Here is a 24,711-nt window from a genome sequence, read left to right on the forward strand (position 1 = left end):
AATCCTGGTTTCCTCAGCCTGCCCAGAAACTTCTGTCATGAAACACCTCCCGGAGGGTGCTACCATGAGAAACCGAGGGAGTTTGTCGGGATTATTGACGGAGAGAGGAGTTAGGTATGGATTTCATGACAGCCGTGAAGACTTGCTTTGCCAAGTTCGCCGATTTTTCGGGCCGTGCCACCCGCCCGGAGTACTGGTGGTTCGTGCTCGCCTATGTCGTCGTGGCGATCGTGGCGAGCCTCATCCATGAATACGTCTACATCCTGGTGGTGCTGGTATTTCTCATCCCCATGATCTCGGCAGGCGTGCGCCGCTTGCATGACATCGGCAAGACGGGCTGGCTGATCCTGCTCGGCTTGATTCCGCTGGTGGGCCTGGTGTTGCTTTACTTCATGGTGCAGCCGACCCAGCCGCAAGCCAACGAATACGGCGAGCCGCCTCTGGCCTGATAGCCGGCTGAAGCCGGCCCTGGAGCCAGGGCTCCAGCAAGTTCTTAAAACCGCTCCAGTTCCGGGTGCGGCAGTACGCCGCCCCGCACCAGCATGCGTCCGTACTCGGCGCAGCGCTGCAGCGTCGGGATCACCTTGCCGGGGTTCAGCAGGCCCTGGGGGTCGAACGCGCGCTTGACGCCCAGCATCTGCTCGTTTTCCTCTGCCGAGAACTGCACGCACATGGAGTTGAGCTTTTCCACGCCCACGCCATGCTCGCCGGTCACCGTGCCGCCCATCGCCACGCTGGTCTCCAGGATGTCCGCGCCGAACTGCTCGGCCCGGTGCAACTGATCGGGGTCATTGGCATCGAACAGGATCAGCGGATGCAGGTTGCCGTCACCGGCGTGGAACACATTGCAGCAGCGCAGGCCGTATTTTTTCTCCATGCCCTGGATGGCCAGCAGGATGTCAGCCAACCGTTTGCGCGGGATGGTCGAATCCATGCACATGTAGTCCGGGCTGATGCGGCCCGAAGCCGGGAAGGCGTTCTTGCGCCCGCTCCAGAATCTCAGGCGTTCGGCCTCGTCGGCGCAGACGGCGATGCGGGTGGCGCCGGTCTCACGCAGCACCTGTTCCATGCGGGCCACTTCCTCGGCCACTTCATGCGGCGTGCCGTCGCTTTCGCACAGCAGAATGGCGGCGGCATCGAGATCGTAGCCCGCATGAACGAAGTCTTCCACGGCGGCGGTCATGGGCTTGTCCATCATTTCCAGACCGGCTGGAATGATGCCTTTTGCGATGATGGCCGCCACGGCATCGCCCGCATGGCGCACGTCGGCGAAGCTGGCCATGATGCACACGGCCTTCTGGGGCTTGGGCGTGAGCTTGACCGTGACTTCGGTGGTCACGGCCAGCATGCCCTCGCTGCCTACGGCAACGGCCAGCAGATCGTAGCCTGAGGCGTCGAGCGCATCTCCGCCGAACTCCAGCGGCTCGCCTTCCACCGTGAAGCCTTTGACTTTGAGCACGTTGTGCAAGGTAAGGCCGTATTTCAGGCAATGCACGCCGCCCGAGTTTTCGGCCACGTTGCCCCCGATGGTGCAGGCGATCTGGCTGCTCGGGTCTGGTGCGTAATAAAGCCCGTACGACGCCGCCGCCTCGCTGATCGCCAGGTTGCGCACCCCGCACTGCACGAGCGCGGTGCGCGCCAGGGGGTCGATTTTCAGGATCTGGTTGAACTTGGCCAGCGAAAGCGTCACGCCGCCCGCATGCGGCATGGCCCCACCCGAAAGCCCTGTGCCAGCACCCCGCGCCACGACCGGCACGCCCAACTGGTGGCAGGCTTTCAGCACCCCCTGGATCTGCTCGTAGGTTTCGGGCAGCGCCACGGCGAGTGGCCGCTGCCGGTAAGCGGTCAAGCCGTCGCATTCATACGGAGTGGTTTGCTCGCTGGTCCAGAGAATGGCGTGCGAGGGTAAAACCTCCTTCAGCATGGAAACGACCAAGGCCTGGCGCTCTTGGTTTGACGACACATGCGGTGTGGCAGTAGGGGAGTCGACTTCGGTCACCATAGTCTTCCACGGCGCTGAGCACCATTCACGACAAAAAACTCGCAAGGCTGCGGAGCAAGCCAAATGGAGGCTGCCGCGGAGCTGGCTTTGCCAGGCCGCTGGCGGCGTCCCCCTGGGGGAAGGCGCGTAAGCGACTCAGGAGGGATCACTGGAACACCACGGTCTTGTGGCCATTTAGCAGCACGCGGTGCTCGCTGTGCCATTTGACTGCGCGCGCCAGCACCTGGCTTTCGGTGTCGCGTCCGGCAGCCGTCAGGTCTTCCACTGTATGGGTGTGGTCCACGCGTGCCACGTCCTGCTCGATGATCGGGCCTTCATCCAGTTCGGCCGTCACATAGTGGGCGGTGGCGCCGATCAGCTTCACGCCGCGCTCGTGCGCCTGGTAGTACGGTTTGGCGCCCTTGAAGCTGGGCAGGAAGCTGTGATGGATATTAATGGCGCGGCCCGAAAGCTTGCGGCACATGTCGTCCGAGAGAATCTGCATGTAGCGCGCCAGCACCACCAGTTCCGCGCCTTCGCCATCGATGATTTCCATCTGGCGCGCCTCGGCCTGCGCCTTGTTGCCTTTGGTCATCGCGACGTGGTGGAACGGCACGTTGTAGCTGGCAGCCAGTTGGTAGAAGTCGCGGTGGTTGCTGATGATGGCGCGGATATCCAGCGGCAGCAGGCCGCTTTTCCAGCGGAACAGCAGGTCATTGAGGCAGTGGCCTTCGCGGCTGACCATGATCACGCAGCGCATGGGCTGCGTCCGCGTGTGCAACTGCCAGTTCATCTCGAAAGGGGCCGCCAATGCCTGCAGTTGGCTGCGCAGCTCGTCGGCGCTGAGCTGATCGCAGCTGAACTGCACGCGCATGAAAAACAGGCCGGTGTCCGCGTCGTTGAACTGGGCCGCCTCCTCGATGTTGCCGCCTCGCTCCAGCAGAAAGCCCGAAACGGCATGCACGATGCCCTTGCGGTCAGGGCACGAGAGGGTGAGGATGTAGGTGTCTTGCATTTTGCTGATTGTCGCAGGCCCGGCGCAGGGGTGACGTGTGAGTACGTCCTGGCTACTGCCGCTGTGAGCCGGAAGCCGGTGGCGCGGTGCGCTTCATCTCCGCGCAGTAATCCTTGGGTGGCAGTGCTGGCGTGGCCCAGATGACATCGGCCGCGGTGCTCAAGGTGGCCGTGGCCTGCTTTCCCGCTTGTGCCGAGATCACCTTGGCGTTGAGGCCGGCAGGCAGGTGCACGGGCACCCCCAGCGTGCGGTCCACGTGGCCGTTGCCGGCGATCAGAAGCACCGTGCGGCCGGGCTGCAGCGCACTGGCCGTGGTCTGCGCCATCGAGATGTCGCGCGCCACCTGCACCCGGGCCATAGGCCGCATCTGGGTTTCAGGCAGCAGGCCGCAGTGGCTGTCGCGGATGCGCTCCGTTTGCGTGGCCAGCGCATCGGGCGGCAGACGCTTGTCCAGGGTGCCGTCCTGCATGGCGGCGCGCTGCTGTTCTCTTGGCAGATTGGCGCCCATCACCGGGATGCCGGCCTGGACCGCCGCCATCACCACAGGGCCGTAGGTACCCCAGGGCCAGCCCGCCTCGTTCCAGTCCAGGGCCTTGCGCACCTCCGAAGCGCTCGCATCGCGTGAAAGACCGCGCGTATCTTTCCCGCGTGGCGCCATTTCCATGGCCACGGCCGCCAGCGTTCCGCGCCGGGCCAGCCATTCGACCACCTGGCGCTCCAGTTCATGGTGTTCAGGGGCGTCGTGCTGTTCTCCCAGCAACCATGCATCGGCGGGCAGCAGCGCCTCCAGGCGCAACTGTTCAGCCGCTGTCCATGGGCTGGTATCAGGGGCGGGCTTTGAAGGGGGAGAGGTGTGCGCGCACCCGATCAGCGACAGGCTGCTGATCACGATGGCACCCCAGGTGATGGCGAGGCGGCGGGCTGGATTCATCAGCCGATACTACTTTGGCGATGTTTCCGCGTTTTTGATTGGACAGGATGAGCAGGGCGGCGCCAGCCTGCACTTCACGCCGGAAGTGGGGGAAGCTGGCCCTATCTGGTCCTATGCAAGGCTCAGTGCAGCACGACCGGGTTCTGCGCCAGTTCGGCGTAACCCTCGAGCGTGTCTTCCACTTCTTCCTGCGTGGGCGTGTTTTCCTGCCACGCGGAAATGCGTTGCTGGAACATCTCGGCCCACAGGCCGTCCAGGTAGACCTCCTTGCCTGAACGCTTGTCCACGATCTCGAATCCGTGGCGTGCGAGCACCGGTCCGCCGGCAGGCGCATCGGTTCCCTCTGGGGCGTCGGGCAGCAGATGAACCACCGCGAAGGATTCTGAGTCGTAGAGAGTGTTCATTGAAGGATGGCTCCTTTCAGCGTGGAGGATCGGGGACTTTCCCTTCATATATAGCAACGCGCGAGTGCAATTCAAGGTGGACGGGGTTTTCCCCGGTAGCCTGTATTTGATCACGATCCTGGGTGCGCTTTCCTTCAGAAGAAGGTAAGGCATTGCCATAGAATCATTTTTTCACATCGGTGTGATTGTTGCGGTACACCGCTCCTGAGGTGATGGCTGACATATCACCATGCAAAATACTCAAAACTAAATGAAACTGGCCACCTACAAGGACGGCTCGCGCGATGGACAACTGCTCGTGGTGTCGCGTGATCTGCATTCGGCTCATTTTGCGACAGGCATTGCCAGCCGCTTGCAGCAAGTGCTGGACGACTGGAATTTTCTTTCGCCCCAGTTGCAGGATCTTTACTCCGCCCTCAACGGAGGCCGCGCCCGCCACGCGTTTGCTTTCAACCCGCACCAATGCATGGCACCGCTGCCGCGCGCCTACCAATGGCTGGATGGCTCGGCCTATCTGAACCATGTGGAGCTGGTGCGCGCTTCGCGCGGCGCCGACATGCCAGAGGGCTATCTCACCGAGCCGCTGATGTACCAGGGCGGCAGCGACGACTTCCTGGGCCCGTGCGACGACATCGCCGGTATGCGGGAGGAGTGGGGTATCGATTTCGAGGCTGAAATCGCCGTCATCACGGGCGATGTTCCCATGGGCTGCTCGCCGGAATCCGGCCTGGATGCGGTGCGCCTGCTCATGCTGGCCAACGACGTGAGCTTGCGCGGGCTGATTCCCGATGAAATCGCCAAGGGGTTTGGTTTTCTGCGCGGCAAGCCGGCCACGGCGTTCAGCCCGGTCGCCGTCACGCCCGATGAACTGGGCGATGCCTGGCAGGAGGGGCGGGTGCATCTCACGCTGCAAAGCAACTGGAACGGCCGCAAGGTGGGCTTTTGCGAGGCAGGTCCCGAGATGCGCTTTCACTTTGGCCAGCTGATTGCCCATGCCGCCAAGACCCGGCGCCTGCGCGCCGGCAGCATCATCGGCAGCGGCACCGTGAGCAACCAGGGCACCGAGTCCAGCGGCCGCCGCGACTGGCCCAAAGGCTACAGCTGCATCGCCGAGAAGCGTGCCATGGAGACCATCCAGGACGGCGCGCCAAAGACCGGCTACATGAAGCTGGGCGACACCATCCGGATCGAAATGAAGGGCAAGAACGGCGAGTCCGTGTTCGGTGCCATCGAGCAGGAAGTGACGGCCTCCGAGGAGGCCTGAACTCGGATAGAGGCGCATGCGGCGGCGGAGCTGCCGTATGATGGCGCCATGGTTTCTCATCACCTGTCGGCGCTTTCGTCCGTCGCACCGCCCCCGGGCGGCGTGCGCGGCTAAGAACGTGCTCACGATCTCCTCGCGGGTCCGTTGCGCCCGAAAAACTGCGTCTGCGGCGTTGAAAATCCTCGCGATACCACCAGGTATCCCTGCGTTTTTCGCCTTGCAGCCACAGCTTTTCGAACACAACGGCCCTCGCGCAGAGATCGTGAACACGTTCTAAGCGCCCCTTCCTTACCTCCGCCTTTTGCGTTTTTTGAAACGCAGGCAGGAGCGTGCCTTTATTTTTCCAGACAGGTGATTCATGCATACATGGCCAACGGCGCTGTTTGTGCTGCTTTGGAGCAGCGGCGCCATTTTTTCGCGTTGGGGCTTGGACCATGCCTCCGCTTTTGTTCTTCTCGCGTTGCGCTTCACGCTCGCCTTGGCCGCCTTATGGGCGCTGGGTTGGCGCGAGCGGGTGTGGTTGCCCGCACCGGGTGCCCGGCTTTCGGTGGCGGGCGCTGGCCTGCTGATGATTGGCGGCTACTCCTGCTTTTACTTCCTCGCCTTGCAGCAGGGCCTGACGCCAGGCGTGCTGGCCACGGTCCTTGGGGTGCAGCCGATTCTCACGCTGCTGGTGCAGGAGCGGCGCTTTTCTTCGCAGCGTCTAGTGGGCTTGATCGTCGCTTTGGCGGGCCTTAGCCTGGTGGTGGCCGATAGCCTGTTGCGTGCGCGCCTATCGGTCAGCGGTTTTGGCTTTGCGCTGCTGGCACTGGTGTGCATGACCGCGGGCACACTGCTGCAAAAACGCGTCAGTGAACCGCCCAGCCGGGCATTGCCTTTGCAATATGCCCTCAGCCTGCTGCTTTGCCTGCTTCTGCTGCCTTTGCAGCCGCTGCATCTGGATTGGAGCGCGGGCCTGGTGGTGCCGGTCGTCTGGCTGGGGCTGGTGATCTCGGTGGGAGCCACGCTCCTGCTGTACCGCTTGATCCATGCCGGCAACCTGGTCAACGTCACCAGTCTGTTCTACCTCGTGCCTGGGGGCACGGCGTTGCTGGATTGGTTGCTGCTGGGCAACCGCATGGCGCCCGCCAGCCTGGCGGGCCTGGCTACCATCTTGCTCGGGTTGGCGCTGGTCTTCCGTTCGCGCCCGCGCTAGGGCGAACATGTTCTTAGTGTCTAGCTGACGTTCAACTGGGGGAGGGGGCTGGACCTTCTTGGGGATCCAGTGCCCCAGCACAGCCGCGGCCACGAAGGCAAGGCCTCCGGTCATGGCGATCCCTGCGGCCAGCGAAAAGCCGCCGGCCAGCAGGGACAGCAGCGCCGGTCCGCTAGAGGCGCCAATGTCGGCCATCAGCCGCCATACCCCCAGAAAATGAGCACGGCCATGCCTCGGCGAATGATCGGCACCCAGCGTCATGATCATGCCCGAGCCGATGCCATTACCAAAGCCGATGGCCAGTGAAGCCAGCAGCAGCGACCAGAAGCCCGAAGTCAGGGGCATCAGCAGGAGCGCGACCCCCATGATGACCATGGACGGTACCGCCACCGCGCGTCTGCCCCGCTGGTCCATGACCTTGCCGGCGGGATAAAACACCAGCATGTCAATGCCGCCGGCCAGCCCGTAGATCATGGAGGCCGCCGCGGGCGTCAGAGCCAGATGCTCCGCCCACAGTGGAATGACCGCCTGCCGCGAAGCGCGTACGGCGCTGACCAGCACAACGCCGATACCCAAGGTGAGGAACACGCGCCAATGGTCTTTCAGCGTGGAGCGCATCGTGACAGTGGCTGGTGCGGCTTGCCCTGGGGGTAGCGGTGGTGTTTCCAGGTCCGGGATGCGTATCGCGATGGACGCCGCAGCCGCGGCTGCCACGATCCCGATGACGTAGGCGGCGCTCAGGCCGAAAGCATGCACGGCGCCCGCAGCCAGGAAAGGGCCGGCGAACATGCCGATGCGCATCACGCCCCCCAGCGTCGAAAGCGCCCTCGCACGGTAAGCGACAGGCACGGCCTCGGTGAGATAGCTCTGGCGGGCCAGGTTGTAGACCGCCTGAGACATCCCCACCATGAAGCAGCCCGCCCCGAAAAGACCCAGGTGCGTGGTGTTGAAGCACAGCAGCATGCCCAGGACACTCCAGAGGCCCGCAGCCACGATGGCCCAGCGCTCGCCCCAACGCATGGTGATCAAAGAGGCGGGAACGTTGCTGAGCAGTGAGCCGATGCTGAGCAGCCCCACCATCAGCGCGGCCTCGGGCACCGAGGCGCCCAGATCGCGCGCGGTGAGCGGAATGATCGGCAGGATGGCGCCTTCACCCACTCCGAACAGCAGCGAGGGACCGAACGCGGGAATGGCGATCTTCCAGAGGGAAAAATCTGTGGATGGGCTCGAGGGGGGCGTATCGGGAGAAGGCATGCGCGCAAACAGGCCGCGGCCTTGGGGCGAGCTGCCGGAAGGCGTGGTCTACAGGAAATTGGTTTGCGCGGGATTGTCGCGCGGACGCGGGATAAGCGGGGCCGCGCCCTGCATACCCGACGTGTCCACGGGGCCGCTACCATCTGGGTATTTGCCAAAACCGAGGAACACCGCATGAGCGCCCCCGCCATCGATTACAGCCGCTATCAGACTTTCAACATCACCCGCCGTGGCCAGGAGGGCGCGATCATTGATCTGCAGATGAAAGCCCAGAACGGCAAGCTGCCCACGGCCGGCCACGAAGGCCACTGGGAGTTGAGCGAAATCTGGCGTGACCTCGACAAGGATGAGACCGTGCGCGCCGTGGTGCTGCGCGGCGAAGGCATGGGGTTCTCCGGCGGCGGTGATCTTTCCCTCGTGCAGGACATGGCGAGCGATTTCGCCGTGCGCACACGCGTGCTGAAAGAGGCGCGCGATCTGGTCTACAACGTCATCAACTGCGAGAAACCCATCGTTAGCGCCATGCATGGTCCGGCGGTGGGCGCCGGGCTTGTGGCGGGGCTGCTGGCCGATGTGTCCATTGCCGCCAAAACCGCGAAGATCGTGGACGGCCATACGCGCTTGGGCGTGGCCGCCGGTGACCACGCTGCCATCTGCTGGCCGTTGCTGTGCGGCATGGCCAAGGCCAAGTACTACCTCATGCTGTGCGAGGCGATCAACGGTGAGGAAGCTGAGCGCATCGGCCTGGTGTCATTGGCCGTCGATGACGACAAACTGCTCGAGAAAGCCTACGAAGTGGCCGACAAACTGGCCGCCGGCAGCCAGACCGCCATCCGCTGGACCAAATACTCCCTCAACAACTGGTACCGCCAGGCCGGGCCGAGCTTCGACACCTCGCTGGCACTGGAATTCATGGGCTTTGGCGGGCCTGACGTGCATGAGGGCATCGCTTCCTTGCGGGAGCGGCGCGCCCCTAGGTACTGACGAACCCCCTGAGGCGCTGGCGCGCCTTCCCCCTCTTTCTTCGGGAGGGGGACGCAGCCAGCGGCCTGGCAAAGCCAGCTCCGCGGCTACCTCGTATGGCTTGCTCCGCAGCCTTCTGGTGCTGGCGCACGGTGCTTCGCGGAGGTTTTTTCCGTCATCCCCGCGGAGGCGGGGATCCAGTGCGGCCGTTCCATTACTCCCTGGGCTTGTACCTGCTTGAGGCCCTCTATCTGGAAATGACTTGCGTGGTAGTTCAGGGTCTTTTGGCGCCCTCCGCAGCTTGCCCGAACCGCCTCCGCCGGGTAAACGATAATTACCCCATGCCGCCGCGCTCACTGTTCCAACGGATGCCTTCGCGAATCGCCCGCTTCATGCTGGTGTGGTTCGCGCTGGTGCTGGGCGTGGCGGCGGCTTCGCCGCTGGTGCAGCCGCGCGCCATGCAGTTGGTGTGCAGCGCCGATGGGGCCGTGCTGGTCGATGCCGGTGGCGGGGTGCTCCAGGCGGGCCATGCGCATACGCTCGATTGCGCGCTCTGCCTGCTGGCCAATACACCGCCGAGCACTTTCGCACCGCTGCCGCTGCCCACGGCGGGCGTGGCCGCCGTCAACACGTTGCGCGTCCCGGGGCCGGTACTGGCGCTGCACGGGGCTCCGCTCCCCGCGCGCGGCCCTCCTTCGCTTTCTTGATCGGGGCATCGTCCAGCAAGTCTTCGCGAACATCGCATCGCAGGGCTCCGTATGGCGCCGCCTTTTTTGCTTTTCCGTCATGGCCGCACGCGGTGGTCATGACATGCCTATTGATTTCAAGAGTTCAGGAGGAGCCATGCCGCTCCATATGCTTTCCCTCGTCCGCCACGGCGCCGTTGCCGCCATGGCCATTCTGGGTGCATCCAGCGCGTTCGCACACATTACGCTGGAACAGAAAAGTGCCGAAGCAGGCAGCTATTACAAAGCAGTGTTCCGTGTCGGCCACGGGTGCGAAAAGGCGCCCACGACCACCCTTACCGTGTTCATGCCGCCTGGCGTTCAGGGCGCCAATCCGATGCCCAAGCCGGGCTGGACGCTGGAGTTGGCGAAACCGGGGGAGGGCAAGGGCGCGCCCACGCAGATCAGTTGGCGTGGCGGTTCGCTGCCCAGTGAGTACTACGACGAATTCGCTATGCGCCTGCAACTGCCGGAGCAGCCCGGTCCGATGTGGTTTCGGGTGCTGCAGCAATGCGAAGGTGGGGCCAGCGTCGATTGGGCTGAAATCCCGGCCGAGGGCACTTCCACGCGCGGGCTCAAGCGGCCGGCAGCCTTGCTGGAGCTGCGCCCCACCGAGCTGGTAGCGCCTGCCCATCACCACCACTGATGTTTTTTCGTTTTATTGATTCAAGGAATTCCTCATGCGCTCTCTCAAGACTTCTCTCGCCGCTTTTGTATTGATGGCCGTCTCCGCCGCAGCCTTTGCACAGGCCGTGAAAATCGACAACGCCTGGGTGCGCGCGTCCGTGGCGGGGCAGAAGGCCACAGGCGCCTTCATGACCCTGACAGCCAAGGAAGGCACGCGCCTGGTCGGCGTGGCAACGCCCTCTGCCGGTGTGGCCGAAATCCACGAAATGGCCATGCAGGGCGATGTGATGAAAATGCGTTCCGTGTCCGAACTCGATCTGCCTGCTGGCAAGGCGGTTGAACTCAAGCCCGGCGGCTTTCACGTGATGCTGCTCGATTTGAAGGCTCCCCTGGCCGCCGATTCCACGGTGCCGTTGACCTTGACTTTCAAGGATGCCAAAGGCGCTGAAAGCAAGACCGAGCTGACGGTGCCGGTGCGTGCCGTGAACGCCTCGGCACACGGTGGACATGGGCACAAGCATTGAGCCTCCGCATATGAGGATTTAGGTTAAGCTGTATGCACGCCGCCCCAGGCGGGGCGGCGGTCTACACACTCTGAATTCGAAAGGCGCTGCCATGAATGAAGATCCCGGCGTACTACCATTCGGCAAATTCATTCCCGGTTTTGACTTTCTGAAAAACCTCGCGGGCGGCCAGGCCGCTGCTGGCAAAGGCATGGCCTCGCCATTGCCAGGCCTGGGAAGCTGGGTAGCTCCCACGGTGAACGAGGAGGAGCTCGATAAGCGCATCAAGGAATTGAAGGCCGTGCTGTTCTGGCTCGAGCAGAACGCCACCGCGCTCAAGGCCACCATTCAGGCACTGGAAGTTCAGAAGATGACGCTGGCCACCTTGGCCGGTATGAACATGAGCATGGCTGAAGTCGCCAAGGCCTTCACCATGCCGGGCGCCTCGGGCGCCGCCTCTTCCGCTTCTTCCCGTGCGGCGTCCTCGGGTGAGGCCGCAGGTGCCCAACCTTGGCCTTTCAACACCGCACCGTCTCCAGGCGCAATGCCGCCTGCGGCAGCACCCGCGCCGGAGCCTGAAACCGCACCGGCGCCCGAGCCGCCTGAGCAAACCCCGCCACCCAAGGCGCCGTCCCGAACCAGAGCCAAGAAGGACGCTTCGCCCGAGCCGCCTGCCAATGGCATGGCTGATCCGCTGCAGTGGTGGGGTGCGCTGACGCAGCAATTCCAGCAGATTGCCGCCAATGCCTTGCGGGATGCGTCCACCCAGGCATCGGCCGTCAAAGCCTCGGGCGCTTCCGAGGAGGCGCCTGCAGCCAAGGAAACTGCGCGCCCACCCGCCGCCAGGAAGAAGGCGGCGGCCAAGGCCACTGCAAAGACGCCTGCTGCCAGGAAGACTGCCGCCAGTAAATCAGCCTCCCGAAAGCCGGCGGCCAAGAAATCCACCCCCATGCCCGCGGCCGGAGGCTGGCCGCTGCCGCCGCCTTTCCGGCGGAAGTGAGCCGTTGTTCCCAGCTCGTCATGAAACTATTTCCTCACGGCCATGCCACTCACCCGCAGTGGCGCATGGCAGCGGGCCTGGTGCTCGCACAACTGCGTGCCCTGATGGCATTGCCCGAGTACGCCAGCGCACCCACTTTGGGCTTGCTTTACATCACGGACCACTATGCCGGGCAGGCGCGCGAAATTCTGGACCACCTGAGCGCCGAATTGCCGGAGGTGATCGATTGGGCGGGCACGGTAGGTATCGGCGTGGCCGCCAACAATGCGGAATACTTCGACGAGCCCGCGCTCAGTGTGATGCTGTGCGAACTACCGGGAGATCAATACCGCGTGTTCTCCGGGGTGGCCCCGCTGTCCTCGAACCTGGGCTTCGAACCCCACACGGCGCTGGTGCACGCGGATGCGCAAACTCCTGATCTGGCCGAGCTGATCCCCGAATTGGCCGAGGGCACTGAAACCGGCTATCTGTTCGGAGGTATCGCTGCAAGCCGTACCCAGACTGTGCAGTTCGCGGTGGGCGGCAATGGCAATGTGCGGGGCCAGGGGGCGGCCAGCGGCGTGTTCTCAGGCGGCCTTTCCGGTGTGGCTTTCGGCGCAGGCGTGCCGCTGGTTTCCCGTATCACCCAAGGGTGCCGGCCTGTCGCGCCCGAACGCCTTGTCACCGAGGCCGATGGCAACGTGCTGCTGAAGCTGGACGACAAGCCGGCGCTGGACGTTCTGCTGGGCGATCTGAACATCAGCATGGATCAGCCGCGCGAAGCGCTGGCCGTGGTGCGCCGCACGCTGGTGGGCCTGTCGAATCCGGGTGAAGAGTCCGTGGGCCGTACAGGAAATTTTGGTGCCGATGTGGTGGTGCGCCACATCATCGGCCTCGACCCCGGCCGGCGTGGGGTGGCCGTGGCCGAAAAGGTGCACCTCGGCCAGCGTGCCGCCTTTTGCCAACGCAATGCGGAAGCCGCACGGGCTGATCTGGTCCGCATCTGCGCCGAGATCCGCGAAGAACTGGAACCCGAAGAACTCCCGCAGACCACGGCTGCCGAGTTGGCAGCTTCCTACGAAGACGCCGCGCCGCATCCTGCCCGCCGCATTGCAGGCGCCGTCTACGTGAGTTGTACCGGCCGGGGCGGGCCGCATTTCGGCGCCCCCAGCGCCGAACTTCAGGCCGTTCGGCGCGCGCTCGGCGATGTGCCGCTGGTGGGTTTCTTCGCCGGCGGCGAGATTGCCCGGCACCATGTCTACGGATATACCGGCGTATTGACGGTATTCACCAACACCGCTTGACCCTGCTGCTGTAGCCCTTATAAGAGTCGTCCAAGGCCGAGCCAACAAGGTTGTCGCGATAATCGCGGCACGCTCAAGAGGATCCCGCCATGATCGCGACTGCACTGACTCGCCTGTTCAATTTGAAGCACCCCATTGTGCTGGGGCCCATGGGCGGGGTCTCGGGCGGTGCCCTGGCGGCTGCGGTCTCCAATGCGGGCGGGCTCGGCCTGGTGGGCGGCGGCTATGGCGATCCTGACTGGCTGCGTGCCGAGCTGGCCATCGTGCGGCGCTCCACCACCGCACCGTGGGGCGCTGGGGTGATCACCTGGGCGGTCGGGCCCGAGGTCGTGCAACAGATTCTGGCCGAACAACCGCAGGCGGTGATGCTCTCGTTTGGTGATCCGCGTCCGCATGGCGCGCTGGTCAAGGCGGCGGGCTGCAAGCTGATCTGCCAGGTGCAGGACCTGGCCAGTGCCTTGCTGGCGCGGGAAGCAGGGGCTGACCTCATCGTGGCCCAAGGGACTGAAGCGGGCGGCCATGGCAGCACACGTTCCACCCTGGCGCTGGTGCCCGCCGTGGTGGACGCGGTAGGGCCGGTGCCGGTGCTGGCTGCCGGTGGTATCGCCGATGGCCGTGGCTTGGCGGCCGCACTGATGCTGGGGGCGCAGGGGGCTCTTATCGGGACGCGGTTTTACGCCAGCCATGAAGCGTTGGGTTCGTCCCGCGCGAAGGCGAGCATTGCCAACGGCAGCGGCGAGGAGACCGAGCGCACCACCGTCTTCGACATCGTGCGCGGCTTTTCCTGGCCGAAGCCCTATACCGGGCGGGCGTTGCGCAACCAGTTCATGGCCCAATGGCAGGGGCAGGAGCCGGCACTGGCCGACGCGGTGCCCACTGAATCCAGGCGCTTCAAGCTGGCGCAGCAAGATGAGGATTTCGAGACCGCCATGGTATGGGCTGGCGAGGCCATCGATCTGATCAAGTCAGTGGAGCCGGCCGGTGAAATCGTCCAGCGCATCTCAGCCGATGCCGAGCGCATATTGAGCGCCGGCGCGGCGATGTGCCAGTCCACCTCGTAATTCAACGCCTTTAACGTCTTTAACGCTTTTAACTAGCGCCTCAACCGTTCAAATGCCGCGAACTCCCACGCGCGCATGCACAGCAGCAGCGTATAACCCTTGCGATCGCTGCTTTTCATCTTCTGATCCGTCTGGTGCTGCTGGGCGAAGTCCTGCGCCACGCGCTGCAGGCGCTCCAGGAAAGAAGGGGCCAGGGCAGGGCTGATGCTGCCGTGCACCAGCTGCAAGCCTTCGGCAGGGCCATCGAAGCCGCCGGCAAAATAGTCGAGCAGCACGTTTTCTCTGAAATACTGCATCACCGGTCCATGCGGCCGCCAGCGGAAGGTCTTGGCTACCTTGAGGCGGTAGCGGTTGAGAGGCTTGAGCTCGATGATGCCGATGCGATCCAGCTGCACCAGGTACCTGACCACTTCTGCTTCGGTCAGGCGGTACGTGGCGGTCATCTGCTCCAGCGTCCACTGGCTCAGCACATTGATGGCCACCAGCAGCAGCTTTTCATCGTGCACCACGAAGCGCTCCTGCTCAGCCGTCAACTCCCGAAGCAGCGGCTGGGCATCGGCCACGCGGCGCGCGAGCTCGGCGAAATCGAGCTTCAGTGCGCGGCAGATGGCGTCGATGCGCGAAAGCGGCATGTCGCCCTTGGCCAGCATGCGTTTCACGCTGGATTCGGCCATGTCCAGGGCCTGAGCCAAGTCCGCATAGGTCATCTGGGCTGATTTCAGCTCTTTCTTCAAGGCGGAGATAAGGTCTGCCGTGGTGCTCATTTGATCTCTGATGATGTGCTGGGTATCTTTATACGATACCAAAAGGGTAGTGCAAACGAACGAAGTTGCAAATCTGGCTGCCCCTTCCCTGGCGGTGGCTAGATTTCGCCTGTTTTCACTACCAGGAACCACCTTGTCATCCATGACATCCGCTATCCAGACCCATCCAGGCCTGTCTCCAAAAGCCGCTGAATGGGGACTTGCCGCATTTGTCCTGCTGGCCATGCTGGCTGCGGCGTGGTTGCCACCCGTGATGCTGCCGGATGGGTATCACGCATTCGCGGATCAACGCGGCTTGTTGGGCCTGCCGCATGCCATGGATGTCCTCACCAACCTGCCTTTCGCGGCCGTCGGGGCTTTCCTGTTCCGGGCTGCATGGCGTGCGCGTGAGCGTTTGTCGGCCACGCAGCGCTCATTGGCTTACCTGACCAGCATAGGCTTGCTGGCGACGGCATTCTGTTCGTCCATCTACCACCTCTGGCCTGATGCGGGCGGTTTGGCGTTGGACCGGCTGGGCATGGTGCTGGTCTTCACCGGCGTGTTGGGCCTGGCGGCAGCCAGCCGGGTAAGCGACCGGGCAGGGTGGCTGCTGGCCTGTGGCGTGGGCGCGATGGCACCGCTTGCGGCTCTATGGGATCTGCTGACGGCCAACATGACGCCCTGGATCGTGCTGCAGGGCGGTGGCCTCATGCTGTTGCTGGTGCTCGCCCTGCGTCCGCTCAGGGCGGAGGCAGTACGCGTGGCGCTGTGGCCCATCCTGGGGCTGTATGTCCTCGCCAAGCTGCTGGAACTGGCTGACGCGCCCGTGCTGGCGCTCACGCAAGGATTCATTTCAGGCCACAGCGCCAAACACCTGGTGGCCGCGGCGGCATTGTGGCCGATGGCTGTGACGTTCTGGCGGATGATCCCGTGCGGGCAAGCCTTTGAATCACGCAAAATAGGCGCACAGAACTAAAACCAGAGCCAGAACTAGAACATGAACACCGATCCTGCTCAAGGCGCCCAGGCGCCGAACCAGTTCGCGCTGCTCCGGCAACGCCGCTTCGCTCCTTTCTTCTGGACTCAATTCGCCGGCGCGGCCAACGACAATCTTTTCAAGTTCGCCTTCACCGTCATGGTGACCTACCAGCTCAGCGTGGGCTGGTTGCCGCCAGCCACCGCGGGCATGGTCATCGGAGCGCTGTTCATCCTGCCCTTTCTCCTGCTTTCGGCTTCCAGCGGGCAACTGGCCGACAAATTCGAGAAAACCGCCCTGATCCGCTTCGTCAAGAACCTGGAGATCGGCATCATGGCATTGGCCGCCTGGGCTTTCGTGGGCGGCAATGTGGTGGTCCTGCTGCTCTGCGTGTTCCTGATGGGCGTGCACTCCACGCTCTTCGGGCCGGTGAAGTTTGCTTACCTGCCGCAGGCCTTGGATGAGCGCGAACTGACCGGCGGCAACGGCATGCTGGAGATGGGCACTTTCGTGGCCATCCTGCTGGGCAACGTGGTCGGTGGCCTGCTGGTGGCGGTCCACGGAATCGGGCACGCCACGGTGGCGGTGGCTTGCCTCGTCCTGGCGCTGACTGGCCGCCTGGCCGCTCAGTTCATTCCGCCCGCGCCCGCGACCGACCCCGGCCTTGCGATCAACTGGAATCCTGTCAGCGAAACCTGGCGCAACCTGAAGCTGGCGCGAAGCAACATCGTCGTGTTCCGCTCCATGCTGGGCATCTCGTGGATGTGGTTTTTCGGCGCGGTCTTCCTGAGCAACTTTCCGGCCTTTGCCAAGGAGGTGCTGCACGGCAACGAGCAAGTGGCTTCGCTGCTGCTGGTGTTGTTTTCGATCGGGATCGGGGTGGGCTCGCTCCTGTGCGAAAAGCTGTCGCACCGCCATGTCGAGATCGGCCTGGTACCGCTCGGTGCCCTTGGCATGACGGTTTTCACCGTCGATCTGTACTTCGCTCTGCAGGGGCTGCCGTCTGCCGCCCAGTACACCTTGGGCAGCTTCGTGTCACTGCCGGGCCATTGGCGCGTCATGGCCGATCTGGTGCTGCTCAGCTTGTTCGCGGGCCTTTACAGCGTGCCGATGTACGCGCTGATCCAGTTGCGCAGCGCGCCCACGCACCGGGCCCGCATCATCGCCGCCAACAACATCCTGAACGCGTTGTTCATGATCGGCAGCGCGTTGGTCGCGGGCGCCTTGCTCGAATCCGGATTCAGCATCTCGCAGATATTCCTTTTCGTAGGCGTGGCCAACGCGGTGGTGGCGCTCTATATCTTCCTGCTGGTGCCGGAATATCTGCTGCGTTTCATCGCCTGGGGCGCTTCGCGTCTCGTATACCGCTATGTGGTCAAGGGCAGCGCGAATATTCCCTTGCAAGGTCCTGCCGTGCTGGCGGCCAACCATGTGAGCTTCGTCGACGCGATCCTCTTGATGGCTGCAAGCCCCCGTCCGATCCGCTTCCTGATGGATCACCGCATTTTCAGGATCCCGGTGCTGGGTTGGCTGTTCAGGCTGGCCCGTTGTATTCCCATTGCCTCGCAAAAGGATGATCCGGTGACATACCAACGCGCCTTCGAGGAAGCTGCTCTCGTGCTGCGGGAGGGCGAACTGCTTGGCATCTTTCCTGAGGGCGGGATCACTGCGGATGGCAAGTTGCAGCCTTTCAGGGCGGGCGTGATGAAAATCCTGGAACAGGCGGAGGCCGATCAACTGACGGTGCCTGTCATTCCCATGGCGCTGACCAATCTCTGGGGCTCGTTCTTCAGCCGCATAGAGAAGGACGGTGCCATGACCAGGCCCTTCCGCCGGGGCTTCTTCAGCCGGGTGGGCTTGAACATCGGTGAGGCGATACCCTCGTCGGAGGTATCACCTCAAGGTTTGCAGGCGAGTGTGGGCAGCTTGCTGGCGCCCTGAGTTTCCAGGAAGCTGACCCCCTGCCCGATTCACTCCGGTTCGATGCCCGCGGCCTTCGCCAGGGCGCCCCAGCGCGCGGTGTCTCGCTTCACGAGATCGCGTAGCTCGCTCGGTGAGCCAGGAAAGGGTAGTGCATAAAGGCTGGCAAGCTGCTCTTGCATGGCGGGAGCGCGCACGATCGCCGTAATTTGCTCAGACAGCTGATTCACGATGGGCTGGGGTGTTTGCGCGGGCGCAAAGATGGCCAACCACGCAGTGAACTCGAAGTCAGGCAAGCCTGATTCGGCGATTGTGGGAATGTTGGGCGCGGCGGGTACCCGTTTGGCGGAAGTCAGGCCGAGCGCCTTCAGCCGCCCTGCTTGCGCCTGAGCGATGCCCAGGCCGGCGTCCGTGATGAGAAAGTGCAACTGCCCGCCGATGAGATCCGTGATCGCTTGGCCAGAGGTCTTGTAGGGAATGTGCACGGCCTCGAACCGGGCCTGCTGGCGAAAGGCTTCCGAAGCGATTCTGCCCGTGGCGCTGGAACTGCCGTAGTTCAATTGCCCGGCGCGCTGGCGGGCCAGTGCGATCAATTCCTGCACCGTGTTGACCTGCAGGCTTGGGGCCACCAGCAAGACCTGAGGGATCGTGGCCAACGTGGCGACAGGGGCGAAGTCGGCCACGGGGTCATAGCTCAGTTTCTTGAACAGGTGAACATTGGCTGCATGGGTGGAGTTGGCACCGAACAGCAGCGTATACCCGTCCGGGCGGGCGCGGGCGACATAGGAGGCCGCTACGCCGCCAAGCGCACCTTGGCGTGCTTCGACCACAAAGGCCTGGCCCATGGCTTCGCGCAACCGGTCAGCCAGATAGCGCGCCATGGTGTCGTAGGCGTTGCCTGGCCCGAAGGGGACGGTGATCGTGACGGGGCGTGCAGGGTAGTCCTTCTGGGCGTAAGCGGCGGGTGCCATGGCGGCCAGGCCGGCGGCCGCAGCAATGCGCAATAGGCCGCGGCGGTCAACGGGCTCGGGGAGCGGAGGGAAGAGGGGATGATCCACGAGAAACTCCTTTGCTTCAGTGCCTGTGATCAAGCGAGGTAGCCGTGCTCGCGGTAGTAGCGTTCGGCGCCAGGGTGCAGCGGCAAGTCCACTCCCGTGGGCATGCGCCTTGGATCGATCGGATAGGTCAAGGGGCTCTGGTGCACCGGCATGTGGCGAAAGCGAGCTTCAAATTCGGCACGCTCTTCCACCATGACGGCGGTGACCCGGTAAGCGGTTTCCTCGGGCATGTCGTCCCGGCACATGACGGCCCAGTTGGACCAGTCCAGGCAGGCCACATCCTGCTCGTTGCGCAACCGGCCCTTTTCCAGCACGGCGGGCTTCAGCCCGTACTGCTGCTCCAGCACGCGCATGGCGCCGGGTTCGATAGGTATGAAGCGCATGGGATGCTGGGCCACCAGATCGCTCCAGTTGGACACCATGATCGCTTCGTTGAACACCGCATTGCAGCGGCCTTCCTGCGCGGCCTTCAGGGTGGCACGCGGATTCTCATGTTCCCAGTAGGAGCCGCCCCAGCGGACGATGTCTTCGGGCTCGATGCCGTGCGCCCGGAAAATCAGGTCGATCACGTAGCTGCAGAGGCAGTCGTCCGCACGCGGTGGCATGGCGATATGCAATACGGGCTTTTTCTCACGGATATCCGCGAACGAGGCCACGCCCGTGTCGGCGCGAACCGCCAGCGTGAGGCGGTCATCCTGCGGCAGGTGTCCCAGCGTGCGGAGGTTGGGAAACGCGCGGCCCGCATAGAAATGCTTTCCCTCCCGCGCCCAGCGCACGCCGATATGCGTAGGCGTGGTCACAGACAAGTCAGCCTCGCCCATGCCGACCAGTTCAACGCTGTCCCGGTAGGCGCTGCCTATGCGAACGTTAAAGCGGGAGAGCGGCGCCGAGCGCCAGCGGAGGTGTGCCGAGACCCAACCCCAGATGGTATGGAAGTTGGCGGTTCCCCAGTCTCCCACCATCGTGAGGTTCAGTCGGGGGCCCTTGTTCGTGGTCATGCGTGTCTCCTGTTGATGTTGAAGCAAAGCTGGCGGGCGGTCCGCGGGGTGATGGCCGGCCATCGGCCTTAGTGCCCGCAACGCACTCCGCTTGCGGATAAACCCATAGAGAAGCAGGATGTATGCCGATCCTGATGAATTTCTAAGTGGCTGATGCGCATGGATATTTCTGATCTGGATGTTCGATGGAACGTTTCGTGATACATTTTTTGAAGAGAAATCATGTTTCATGAAACATCTTGCTGCGCACTGAACATCCTGAACGGCGGCCACGCCTTTGCTTCGTCGGTTATCGCCAGATTCGTGAATTCGCGGCCCCGGTGGTAGCGGAATACGCGTGCCTGGCGGAAATCGAGTTGGTGGACGGAAGCTTCGCGGCCGCGCTTTCTGTGGCGCGCGATCGGCTGGAGCGTGGCATGGTGGATGCCTTCGTCAGCGCAGGGTCGAACGCCAGCTTGCTGCGCGCCGAGTTGCCCGCTCCGGTGGCCACCATTGAATTGAGCGGGTTTGATCTGCTGCAAGCACTGATCCAGGCGCGGCAATGGTCCGGCCGGGTGGGCGTGGTGACCTACGGTCAGACCATTCCGGAGCTGGATGCGGTCAAGGAACTGCTCAATATCGAGATTGCTCAGCACGCCTATCACACTCCTGAAGATGCCAATGCCCGCTTCGATCAACTGCGGCGCGACGGCTTCGAGGTCATTGTGGGCTCAAGCCTGGTGGTGGAATTGGCGCAGAAAGCCGGTTTGAGGGCGCTGCTGGCCTACTCGCTGAGCAGCATCCGCAAGGGTTTTGACGACGCGGTCGAACTGGTCCGCGTAGCCCGGCTCGAAGCTGGGCGGTATGAGCAGCTCAATGGCGTGCTCCGCAACTTGCAGGAAGCCGTGGTCGCGGTGGATCAGCAGCATCGCATCATCGCCATCAATCCTCCCATGTTGCGCGTACTCGGCCAGCGGCAGATGCCGCGGATCGGCCAGCGTCTGGAGGAGTTGGAGCCTCAGCTCTCGCTGCAGAACACGCTCAGCCAGCCCAGCGAGGAGCGGGGCGTGGTGCAGCACCTGTCAGGGTGCGACTGGCTGGTCCGCCGGGCACCGATCCACGAGCAGGGGCAATTGGTGGGCGCCACGCTCACCCTGCACGACGCGCGGGACATCCACGATGCCGATGCGGCTTTGCGCAGCCGCCAGCGGCATAGGCAGAATACGGCGAGGCATAGTTTCGAGAAGATGGTGGGCCGCAGCCCTGCGTTTCTTCAGGCTGTGCAGACCGCACGCCGATATGCGCGTACCGACCTGGGGGTGCTTCTCGGTGGAGAAAGTGGCGCTGGCAAGGAGCTGTTCGCTCAAGCGATGCACAACGCCAGCCCGAGAGCCGACAGGCCATTCGTGGCGGTCAATTGCGCGGCTTTCCCGGAGGCACTGCTCGAAAGCGAGCTTTTCGGCCACGAGGAAGGCGCATTTACCGGTGCGAGGCGAGGGGGAAGCGCGGCCTGTTCGAGGTTGCCCATACCGGCACGCTGTTTCTCGATGAAATCGGCGATATGCCGCTTTCCTTGCAGCCTCGGCTGTTGCGTGCCTTGCAGGAGCGCGAGATCACCAGGCTCGGTGCGACCGCTTCCATCCCCGTCGACGTCCGTGTGATGGCCGCCACGCACCAGTCGCTCGAGAGCCTGGTCGCCCAGGGGCGTTTCCGCCAGGATCTGTACTACCGCATCCATGCCTTGCGCCTCACATTGCCTCCGCTTCGCGAGCGTGCGGACGATCTCGCGTTACTGGCGCGCGTGTTGCTCGCGCGCAGCCTGCGCCAACTGGGGTCCGAGCTGGATCCGGAGCAAGCCCTGAGTCCGCTGATGCCGGCTTTGAGGCGCCATCCATGGCCAGGCAATGTGCGCGAACTCGAGAATGTATGTGAGCGATTGGCTGTGTTCCTGTGGCAATACCCGAACATCCACGACATCCAATGGAGCGCACTGGGGCAGGAGTGTCCGGAACTGATGGCCCATGCCCCCGCCGATCACGAGGAAATGACGGCCGATCGTCTGGCCGAGGCTCTGTACCTTGCCGGAGGCAACCGCCAGCGCACCGCACAGATGCTCGGTATCAGCCGCTCCACGCTCTGGCGCTGGATGCGCGACCCGCAGATGGCCGGCGCGCTGGAGCAAGCCCCGCAGGCTGCGCCAGAGTCACTGGCACCAGTGGATGAAGGCCGGGCAGCGCACCTCGGAAAACATCGTTCTTAAGAACGTGTTCACGATCTAAACCCCCGCGCGCGCTCCGAATGAAAGCGCGCCACGAACTCGCTCAATGCGCCTGCATCCAGCGCCGCCCGTACTTCCTGCATGAGCTGAAGGTAGTAGTGCAGGTTATGTACCGTCGCCAGCATGGGCGCGAGCATCTCGCCGCAGCGCTCCAGGTGGTGCAGGTAAGCGCGGCTGAAGCCATCGCGGCCGCCATCCTGCCAGGCCACGCCCGAGCTACCTGCGCAGGCATGGCAAGTGCAGCTTTCGTCGATGGGGCGAGGATCGTTCTTGTGCCGTGCGTTGCGGATCTTCAGATCGCCGAACCGTGTGAACAGGTGGCCGTTGCGCGCGTTGCGTGTGGGCATGACGCAGTCGAACATGTCCACGCCATGCTGCACGCCATAGACCAGGTCTTCCGGCGTGCCCACGCCCATCATGTACCGGGGCTTGTGGGCCGGCAGCCGGTGCGGCGTATGCGCGGTGATGCGCATCATGTCTTCCTTGGGCTCGCCCACGCTGACACCGCCAATGGCGTAGCCAGGGAAATCCATCTCGATCAGGGCTTCAAGCGAGTCCTGGCGCAAGTTCTCGAACATGCCGCCCTGCACGATGCCGAACAGGGCGTTGGGGTTTTCCAGCCGCGCGAACTCGGCCTGGCAGCGCCGTGCCCAGCGCAGCGAAAGCTCCATGGACGCGCGTGCTTCGCGCTCGGTGGTGATCTTGCCCTTGGTTTCGTACGGGGTGCACTCGTCGAACTGCATGACGATGTCGCTGTTCAACGTGGTCTGGATCTGCATGCTGATCTCGGGCGTGAGAAACAGCTTGTCGCCATTCACGGGGGAGGCAAACTTCACGCCCTCCTCGCTGATCTTGCGCATCTCGCCCAACGACCAGACCTGAAACCCGCCGGAATCGGTGAGGATCGGCTTGTTCCAGTTCTCGAAGTCGTGCAGCCCGCCGAATGATTGGATGATGTCCAGCCCGGGGCGCATCCACAGATGGAAGGTGTTGCCGAGAATGATCTGCGCGCCCATTTCATGCAGGCTGCGCGGCATGACCCCCTTGACCGTGCCATAAGTGCCTACGGGCATGAAAATCGGCGTTTCCACCACGCCGTGGTTCAGCGTCAGCCGTCCGCGCCGGGCGTGGCTCGTGGGGTCCGTGGTGAGCAGATCGAAGCGCAGCATCGCGGGTGGCCTTAGTTTTGGCTCTTACGCACAGTCACGAGAAAGCCCGGAAGCGGTTCTCCGCCCTCGGTGCGGAGCTGTGGCAGTTGCTCGATCTCGACGCTTCCAACCCCTGCCTCTTCGCACAAGCGCTGTACTGCAGATGCCTTGTGAGCGAAGCGGCCTGTGGCGCGAAGCACCATGTCTTCCTCGTCTTCCGTGGCGGCTTCGCACGAGAAGATGAAGTGGCCACCCGGTTTGAGGATGCGCAGTGCGTTGGGAATGACTTCCGAAAGATCGCCCACGTAAACCAGCACGTCGCAGCAGGTAATGGCCTCGTAGTGGTCCGATGGGGTGTCGCGCAGCGCATCGAGCACGTTGACATTGTGAAACCGCTCATACACATTGTGCCGGGCGGCCTTGCGGATCATTTCCTCGGAGAGATCCACGCCGATGATGAAGCCATTGAGGCGGCCCAGGAAGACGCCAACGAGACCGGTGCCGCAGCCCAGGTCAAGCAGATTGAATTTACGGTCGGGATGGGCTTTCAGAAGAATGCCTGCGGCCTTTTCCGGTACGCGGTACTGCAGGTTTTTCCAAAGGACGGTGTCGAAATTATCCGCGAAGCGGTCGAACAGGTTCTTGACGTCTTCCACCGGTTGCGTCTTGGGCTGCTCGCCGCGCGCCAAGGCCAGCAGATACTCGTGCGAGGTGTTACCCGGCTCCAGGCGAAGCAGCGCCTCGGCGTCCTGCCGGGCCTGCTCGTTCTTGCCCACCAGCATGGCCGCCCGCGCCCGCCCCGCCAGGGTTTCCGTGTCCCAGGGTTGCTCCTGCACGAGTTGATCGTAGAGCGCCAGAGCTTCTTCGCCTTCACGCGCGGCGACCAGATTCGCTGCGAGCAGCGAGCGGAGCCTCTGTTCGTGCGGCATCAAGGCCACGGCCTTGCGCAACCATTCCAGTGTGGCGGGAAGGTTGTCTGCCTGGATCGCGATGCCCACGCAACGACGGATCACGTTGAAATCGTCAGGCGCGAGTGCGACGCCGCGCCGCGCCTGCTCAACGGCCTCGGCATACTTTTTCTGGCGCAGCAGAAGCATGGCCAGCTCGATGGTGGCCACCGGCCAGCCCGGAGCAGCCTTTTGCGCCAACTCTGCCGACTGCAGGGCGCCTGCCGGGTTGCCCGCCTGCTCCGCCAGGCGCGAGCCCAGGAGAAAAATGCGCGCATCGCGGCCGTGGCGCTTTTGCACGTCATTCAGGGCTTTGGCGGCTTGCGGCAGTTGGCCGGACGCAATGAGCGAGCCAATGTGTTGCAATTCCTGCGTCAGGGCGTCGTCGGAGATGGTGTAGTTGCTCATGGGCACCGGGTACGGGAGGAAGCCGGTTGGGTTCAGCGGCTGGGATCAGG

Annotated in this window: 21 protein-coding genes and 2 pseudogenes; 13 read left to right on the forward strand and 10 right to left on the reverse strand. The window is 63.6% G+C overall.

Annotated features, from left to right (window positions below):
* Nucleotides 1-116 precede the first annotated feature (116 nt).
* The gene (locus WJU18_RS08245) at nucleotides 117-449 is read left to right on the forward strand and encodes a DUF805 domain-containing protein (protein ID WP_423459614.1); all 333 of its coding nucleotides are present in this window, start codon (nucleotides 117-119) and stop codon (nucleotides 447-449) included.
* Between the two features lie 44 nt (nucleotides 450-493).
* Here the strand turns inward: WJU18_RS08245 and WJU18_RS08250 are convergent, their stop codons facing one another.
* The 4 genes from WJU18_RS08250 to WJU18_RS08265 all read right to left on the reverse strand — a co-directional run bounded on the left by WJU18_RS08250 (nucleotide 494) and on the right by WJU18_RS08265 (nucleotide 4,331).
* Nucleotides 494-2,002, reverse strand: coding sequence for an FAD-linked oxidase C-terminal domain-containing protein (locus WJU18_RS08250; RefSeq protein ID WP_423459615.1), 1,509 nt, complete (start codon nucleotides 2,000-2,002; stop codon nucleotides 494-496).
* Nucleotides 2,003-2,147: 145 nt separating this feature from the next.
* Complete coding sequence (gene purU, locus WJU18_RS08255; protein ID WP_423459616.1) at nucleotides 2,148-2,996, reverse strand: formyltetrahydrofolate deformylase; 849 nt, start codon at nucleotides 2,994-2,996, stop codon at nucleotides 2,148-2,150.
* Between the two features lie 52 nt (nucleotides 2,997-3,048).
* Nucleotides 3,049-3,927 carry a ChaN family lipoprotein gene (locus WJU18_RS08260; RefSeq protein ID WP_423459617.1) on the reverse strand — a complete coding sequence of 293 codons (879 nt, stop codon included), beginning with the start codon at nucleotides 3,925-3,927 and terminating at the stop codon, nucleotides 3,049-3,051.
* Nucleotides 3,928-4,049: 122 nt separating this feature from the next.
* Entirely contained in the window at nucleotides 4,050-4,331 is a 282-nt protein-coding gene (locus WJU18_RS08265) for a BTH_I0359 family protein (RefSeq protein WP_423459618.1), read from the reverse strand.
* A gap of 250 nt (nucleotides 4,332-4,581) precedes the next feature.
* Here WJU18_RS08265 and WJU18_RS08270 point away from each other — a divergent pair, with 250 nt between their 5' ends.
* Nucleotides 4,582-5,595, forward strand: coding sequence for a fumarylacetoacetate hydrolase family protein (locus tag WJU18_RS08270; RefSeq protein ID WP_423459619.1), 1,014 nt, complete (start codon nucleotides 4,582-4,584; stop codon nucleotides 5,593-5,595).
* A 358-nt stretch (nucleotides 5,596-5,953) separates the two neighbouring features.
* The gene (locus tag WJU18_RS08275) at nucleotides 5,954-6,790 is read left to right on the forward strand and encodes a DMT family transporter (protein WP_423459620.1); all 837 of its coding nucleotides are present in this window, start codon (nucleotides 5,954-5,956) and stop codon (nucleotides 6,788-6,790) included.
* 45 nt (nucleotides 6,791-6,835) lie between these two features.
* Here WJU18_RS08275 and WJU18_RS08280 read toward each other — a convergent pair.
* Nucleotides 6,836-8,044 (reverse strand): annotated as a pseudogene (locus WJU18_RS08280) (MFS transporter); the annotation flags it as partial.
* Nucleotides 8,045-8,218: 174 nt separating this feature from the next.
* Here WJU18_RS08280 and WJU18_RS08285 point away from each other — a divergent pair.
* The 7 genes from WJU18_RS08285 (at nucleotide 8,219) to WJU18_RS08315 (ending at nucleotide 14,206) form a co-directional block, all read left to right on the forward strand.
* Complete coding sequence (locus WJU18_RS08285; protein ID WP_423459621.1) at nucleotides 8,219-9,028, forward strand: enoyl-CoA hydratase/isomerase family protein; 810 nt, start codon at nucleotides 8,219-8,221, stop codon at nucleotides 9,026-9,028.
* Nucleotides 9,029-9,348: 320 nt separating this feature from the next.
* Nucleotides 9,349-9,714 (forward strand): DUF2946 family protein, encoded by a 366-nt coding sequence (locus WJU18_RS08290; protein WP_423459622.1) that lies wholly within the window; start codon nucleotides 9,349-9,351, stop codon nucleotides 9,712-9,714.
* 148 nt (nucleotides 9,715-9,862) lie between these two features.
* Complete coding sequence (locus tag WJU18_RS08295) at nucleotides 9,863-10,378, forward strand: YcnI family protein (RefSeq protein WP_423459623.1); 516 nt, start codon at nucleotides 9,863-9,865, stop codon at nucleotides 10,376-10,378.
* 34 nt (nucleotides 10,379-10,412) lie between these two features.
* The gene (locus tag WJU18_RS08300) at nucleotides 10,413-10,883 is read left to right on the forward strand and encodes a copper chaperone PCu(A)C (RefSeq protein WP_423459624.1); all 471 of its coding nucleotides are present in this window, start codon (nucleotides 10,413-10,415) and stop codon (nucleotides 10,881-10,883) included.
* A 91-nt stretch (nucleotides 10,884-10,974) separates the two neighbouring features.
* Nucleotides 10,975-11,862, forward strand: a complete 888-nt coding sequence (locus tag WJU18_RS08305; RefSeq protein ID WP_423459625.1) for a PhaM family polyhydroxyalkanoate granule multifunctional regulatory protein — start codon at nucleotides 10,975-10,977, stop codon at nucleotides 11,860-11,862.
* A 20-nt stretch (nucleotides 11,863-11,882) separates the two neighbouring features.
* On the forward strand, nucleotides 11,883-13,145 hold the full coding sequence (locus WJU18_RS08310) for an FIST signal transduction protein (RefSeq protein ID WP_423459626.1): 1,263 nt from the start codon (nucleotides 11,883-11,885) through the stop codon (nucleotides 13,143-13,145).
* An 89-nt stretch (nucleotides 13,146-13,234) separates the two neighbouring features.
* Nucleotides 13,235-14,206 carry an NAD(P)H-dependent flavin oxidoreductase gene (locus WJU18_RS08315; RefSeq protein ID WP_423459627.1) on the forward strand — a complete coding sequence of 324 codons (972 nt, stop codon included), beginning with the start codon at nucleotides 13,235-13,237 and terminating at the stop codon, nucleotides 14,204-14,206.
* 32 nt (nucleotides 14,207-14,238) lie between these two features.
* Here the strand turns inward: WJU18_RS08315 and WJU18_RS08320 are convergent, their stop codons facing one another.
* Nucleotides 14,239-14,970 carry a helix-turn-helix domain-containing protein gene (locus WJU18_RS08320; protein WP_423459628.1) on the reverse strand — a complete coding sequence of 244 codons (732 nt, stop codon included), beginning with the start codon at nucleotides 14,968-14,970 and terminating at the stop codon, nucleotides 14,239-14,241.
* Between the two features lie 142 nt (nucleotides 14,971-15,112).
* Here WJU18_RS08320 and WJU18_RS08325 point away from each other — a divergent pair, with 142 nt between their 5' ends.
* Together WJU18_RS08325 and WJU18_RS08330 are read left to right on the forward strand one after the other, a co-directional pair.
* Entirely contained in the window at nucleotides 15,113-15,925 is an 813-nt protein-coding gene (locus WJU18_RS08325) for a hypothetical protein (protein ID WP_423459629.1), read from the forward strand.
* Nucleotides 15,926-15,946: 21 nt separating this feature from the next.
* Complete coding sequence (locus WJU18_RS08330; RefSeq protein WP_423459630.1) at nucleotides 15,947-17,866, forward strand: MFS transporter; 1,920 nt, start codon at nucleotides 15,947-15,949, stop codon at nucleotides 17,864-17,866.
* A gap of 29 nt (nucleotides 17,867-17,895) precedes the next feature.
* On the opposite strand, the gene WJU18_RS08335 is transcribed toward WJU18_RS08330, so the two are convergent.
* Nucleotides 17,896-18,903, reverse strand: a complete 1,008-nt coding sequence (locus tag WJU18_RS08335) for a Bug family tripartite tricarboxylate transporter substrate binding protein (RefSeq protein ID WP_423459631.1) — start codon at nucleotides 18,901-18,903, stop codon at nucleotides 17,896-17,898.
* A 29-nt stretch (nucleotides 18,904-18,932) separates the two neighbouring features.
* Nucleotides 18,933-19,901 (reverse strand): TAXI family TRAP transporter solute-binding subunit, encoded by a 969-nt coding sequence (locus tag WJU18_RS08340; RefSeq protein WP_423459632.1) that lies wholly within the window; start codon nucleotides 19,899-19,901, stop codon nucleotides 18,933-18,935.
* A gap of 239 nt (nucleotides 19,902-20,140) precedes the next feature.
* Between WJU18_RS08340 and prpR the strand changes: the two are divergent.
* Nucleotides 20,141-22,032, forward strand: a pseudogene (prpR, locus tag WJU18_RS08345) (propionate catabolism operon regulatory protein PrpR); the annotation flags it as partial.
* A 116-nt stretch (nucleotides 22,033-22,148) separates the two neighbouring features.
* Here the strand turns inward: prpR and tgt are convergent.
* Together tgt and WJU18_RS08355 are read right to left on the reverse strand one after the other, a co-directional pair.
* The gene (gene tgt, locus WJU18_RS08350) at nucleotides 22,149-23,327 is read right to left on the reverse strand and encodes a tRNA guanosine(34) transglycosylase Tgt (protein WP_423459633.1); all 1,179 of its coding nucleotides are present in this window, start codon (nucleotides 23,325-23,327) and stop codon (nucleotides 22,149-22,151) included.
* A gap of 11 nt (nucleotides 23,328-23,338) precedes the next feature.
* Complete coding sequence (locus tag WJU18_RS08355) at nucleotides 23,339-24,661, reverse strand: methyltransferase (protein WP_423459634.1); 1,323 nt, start codon at nucleotides 24,659-24,661, stop codon at nucleotides 23,339-23,341.
* Nucleotides 24,662-24,711: the final 50 nt, after the last annotated feature.

The sequence above is a fragment of the Ottowia sp. VDI28 genome, from assembly GCF_049532675.1.
GTDB lineage: Bacteria > Pseudomonadota > Gammaproteobacteria > Burkholderiales > Burkholderiaceae_C > Ottowia.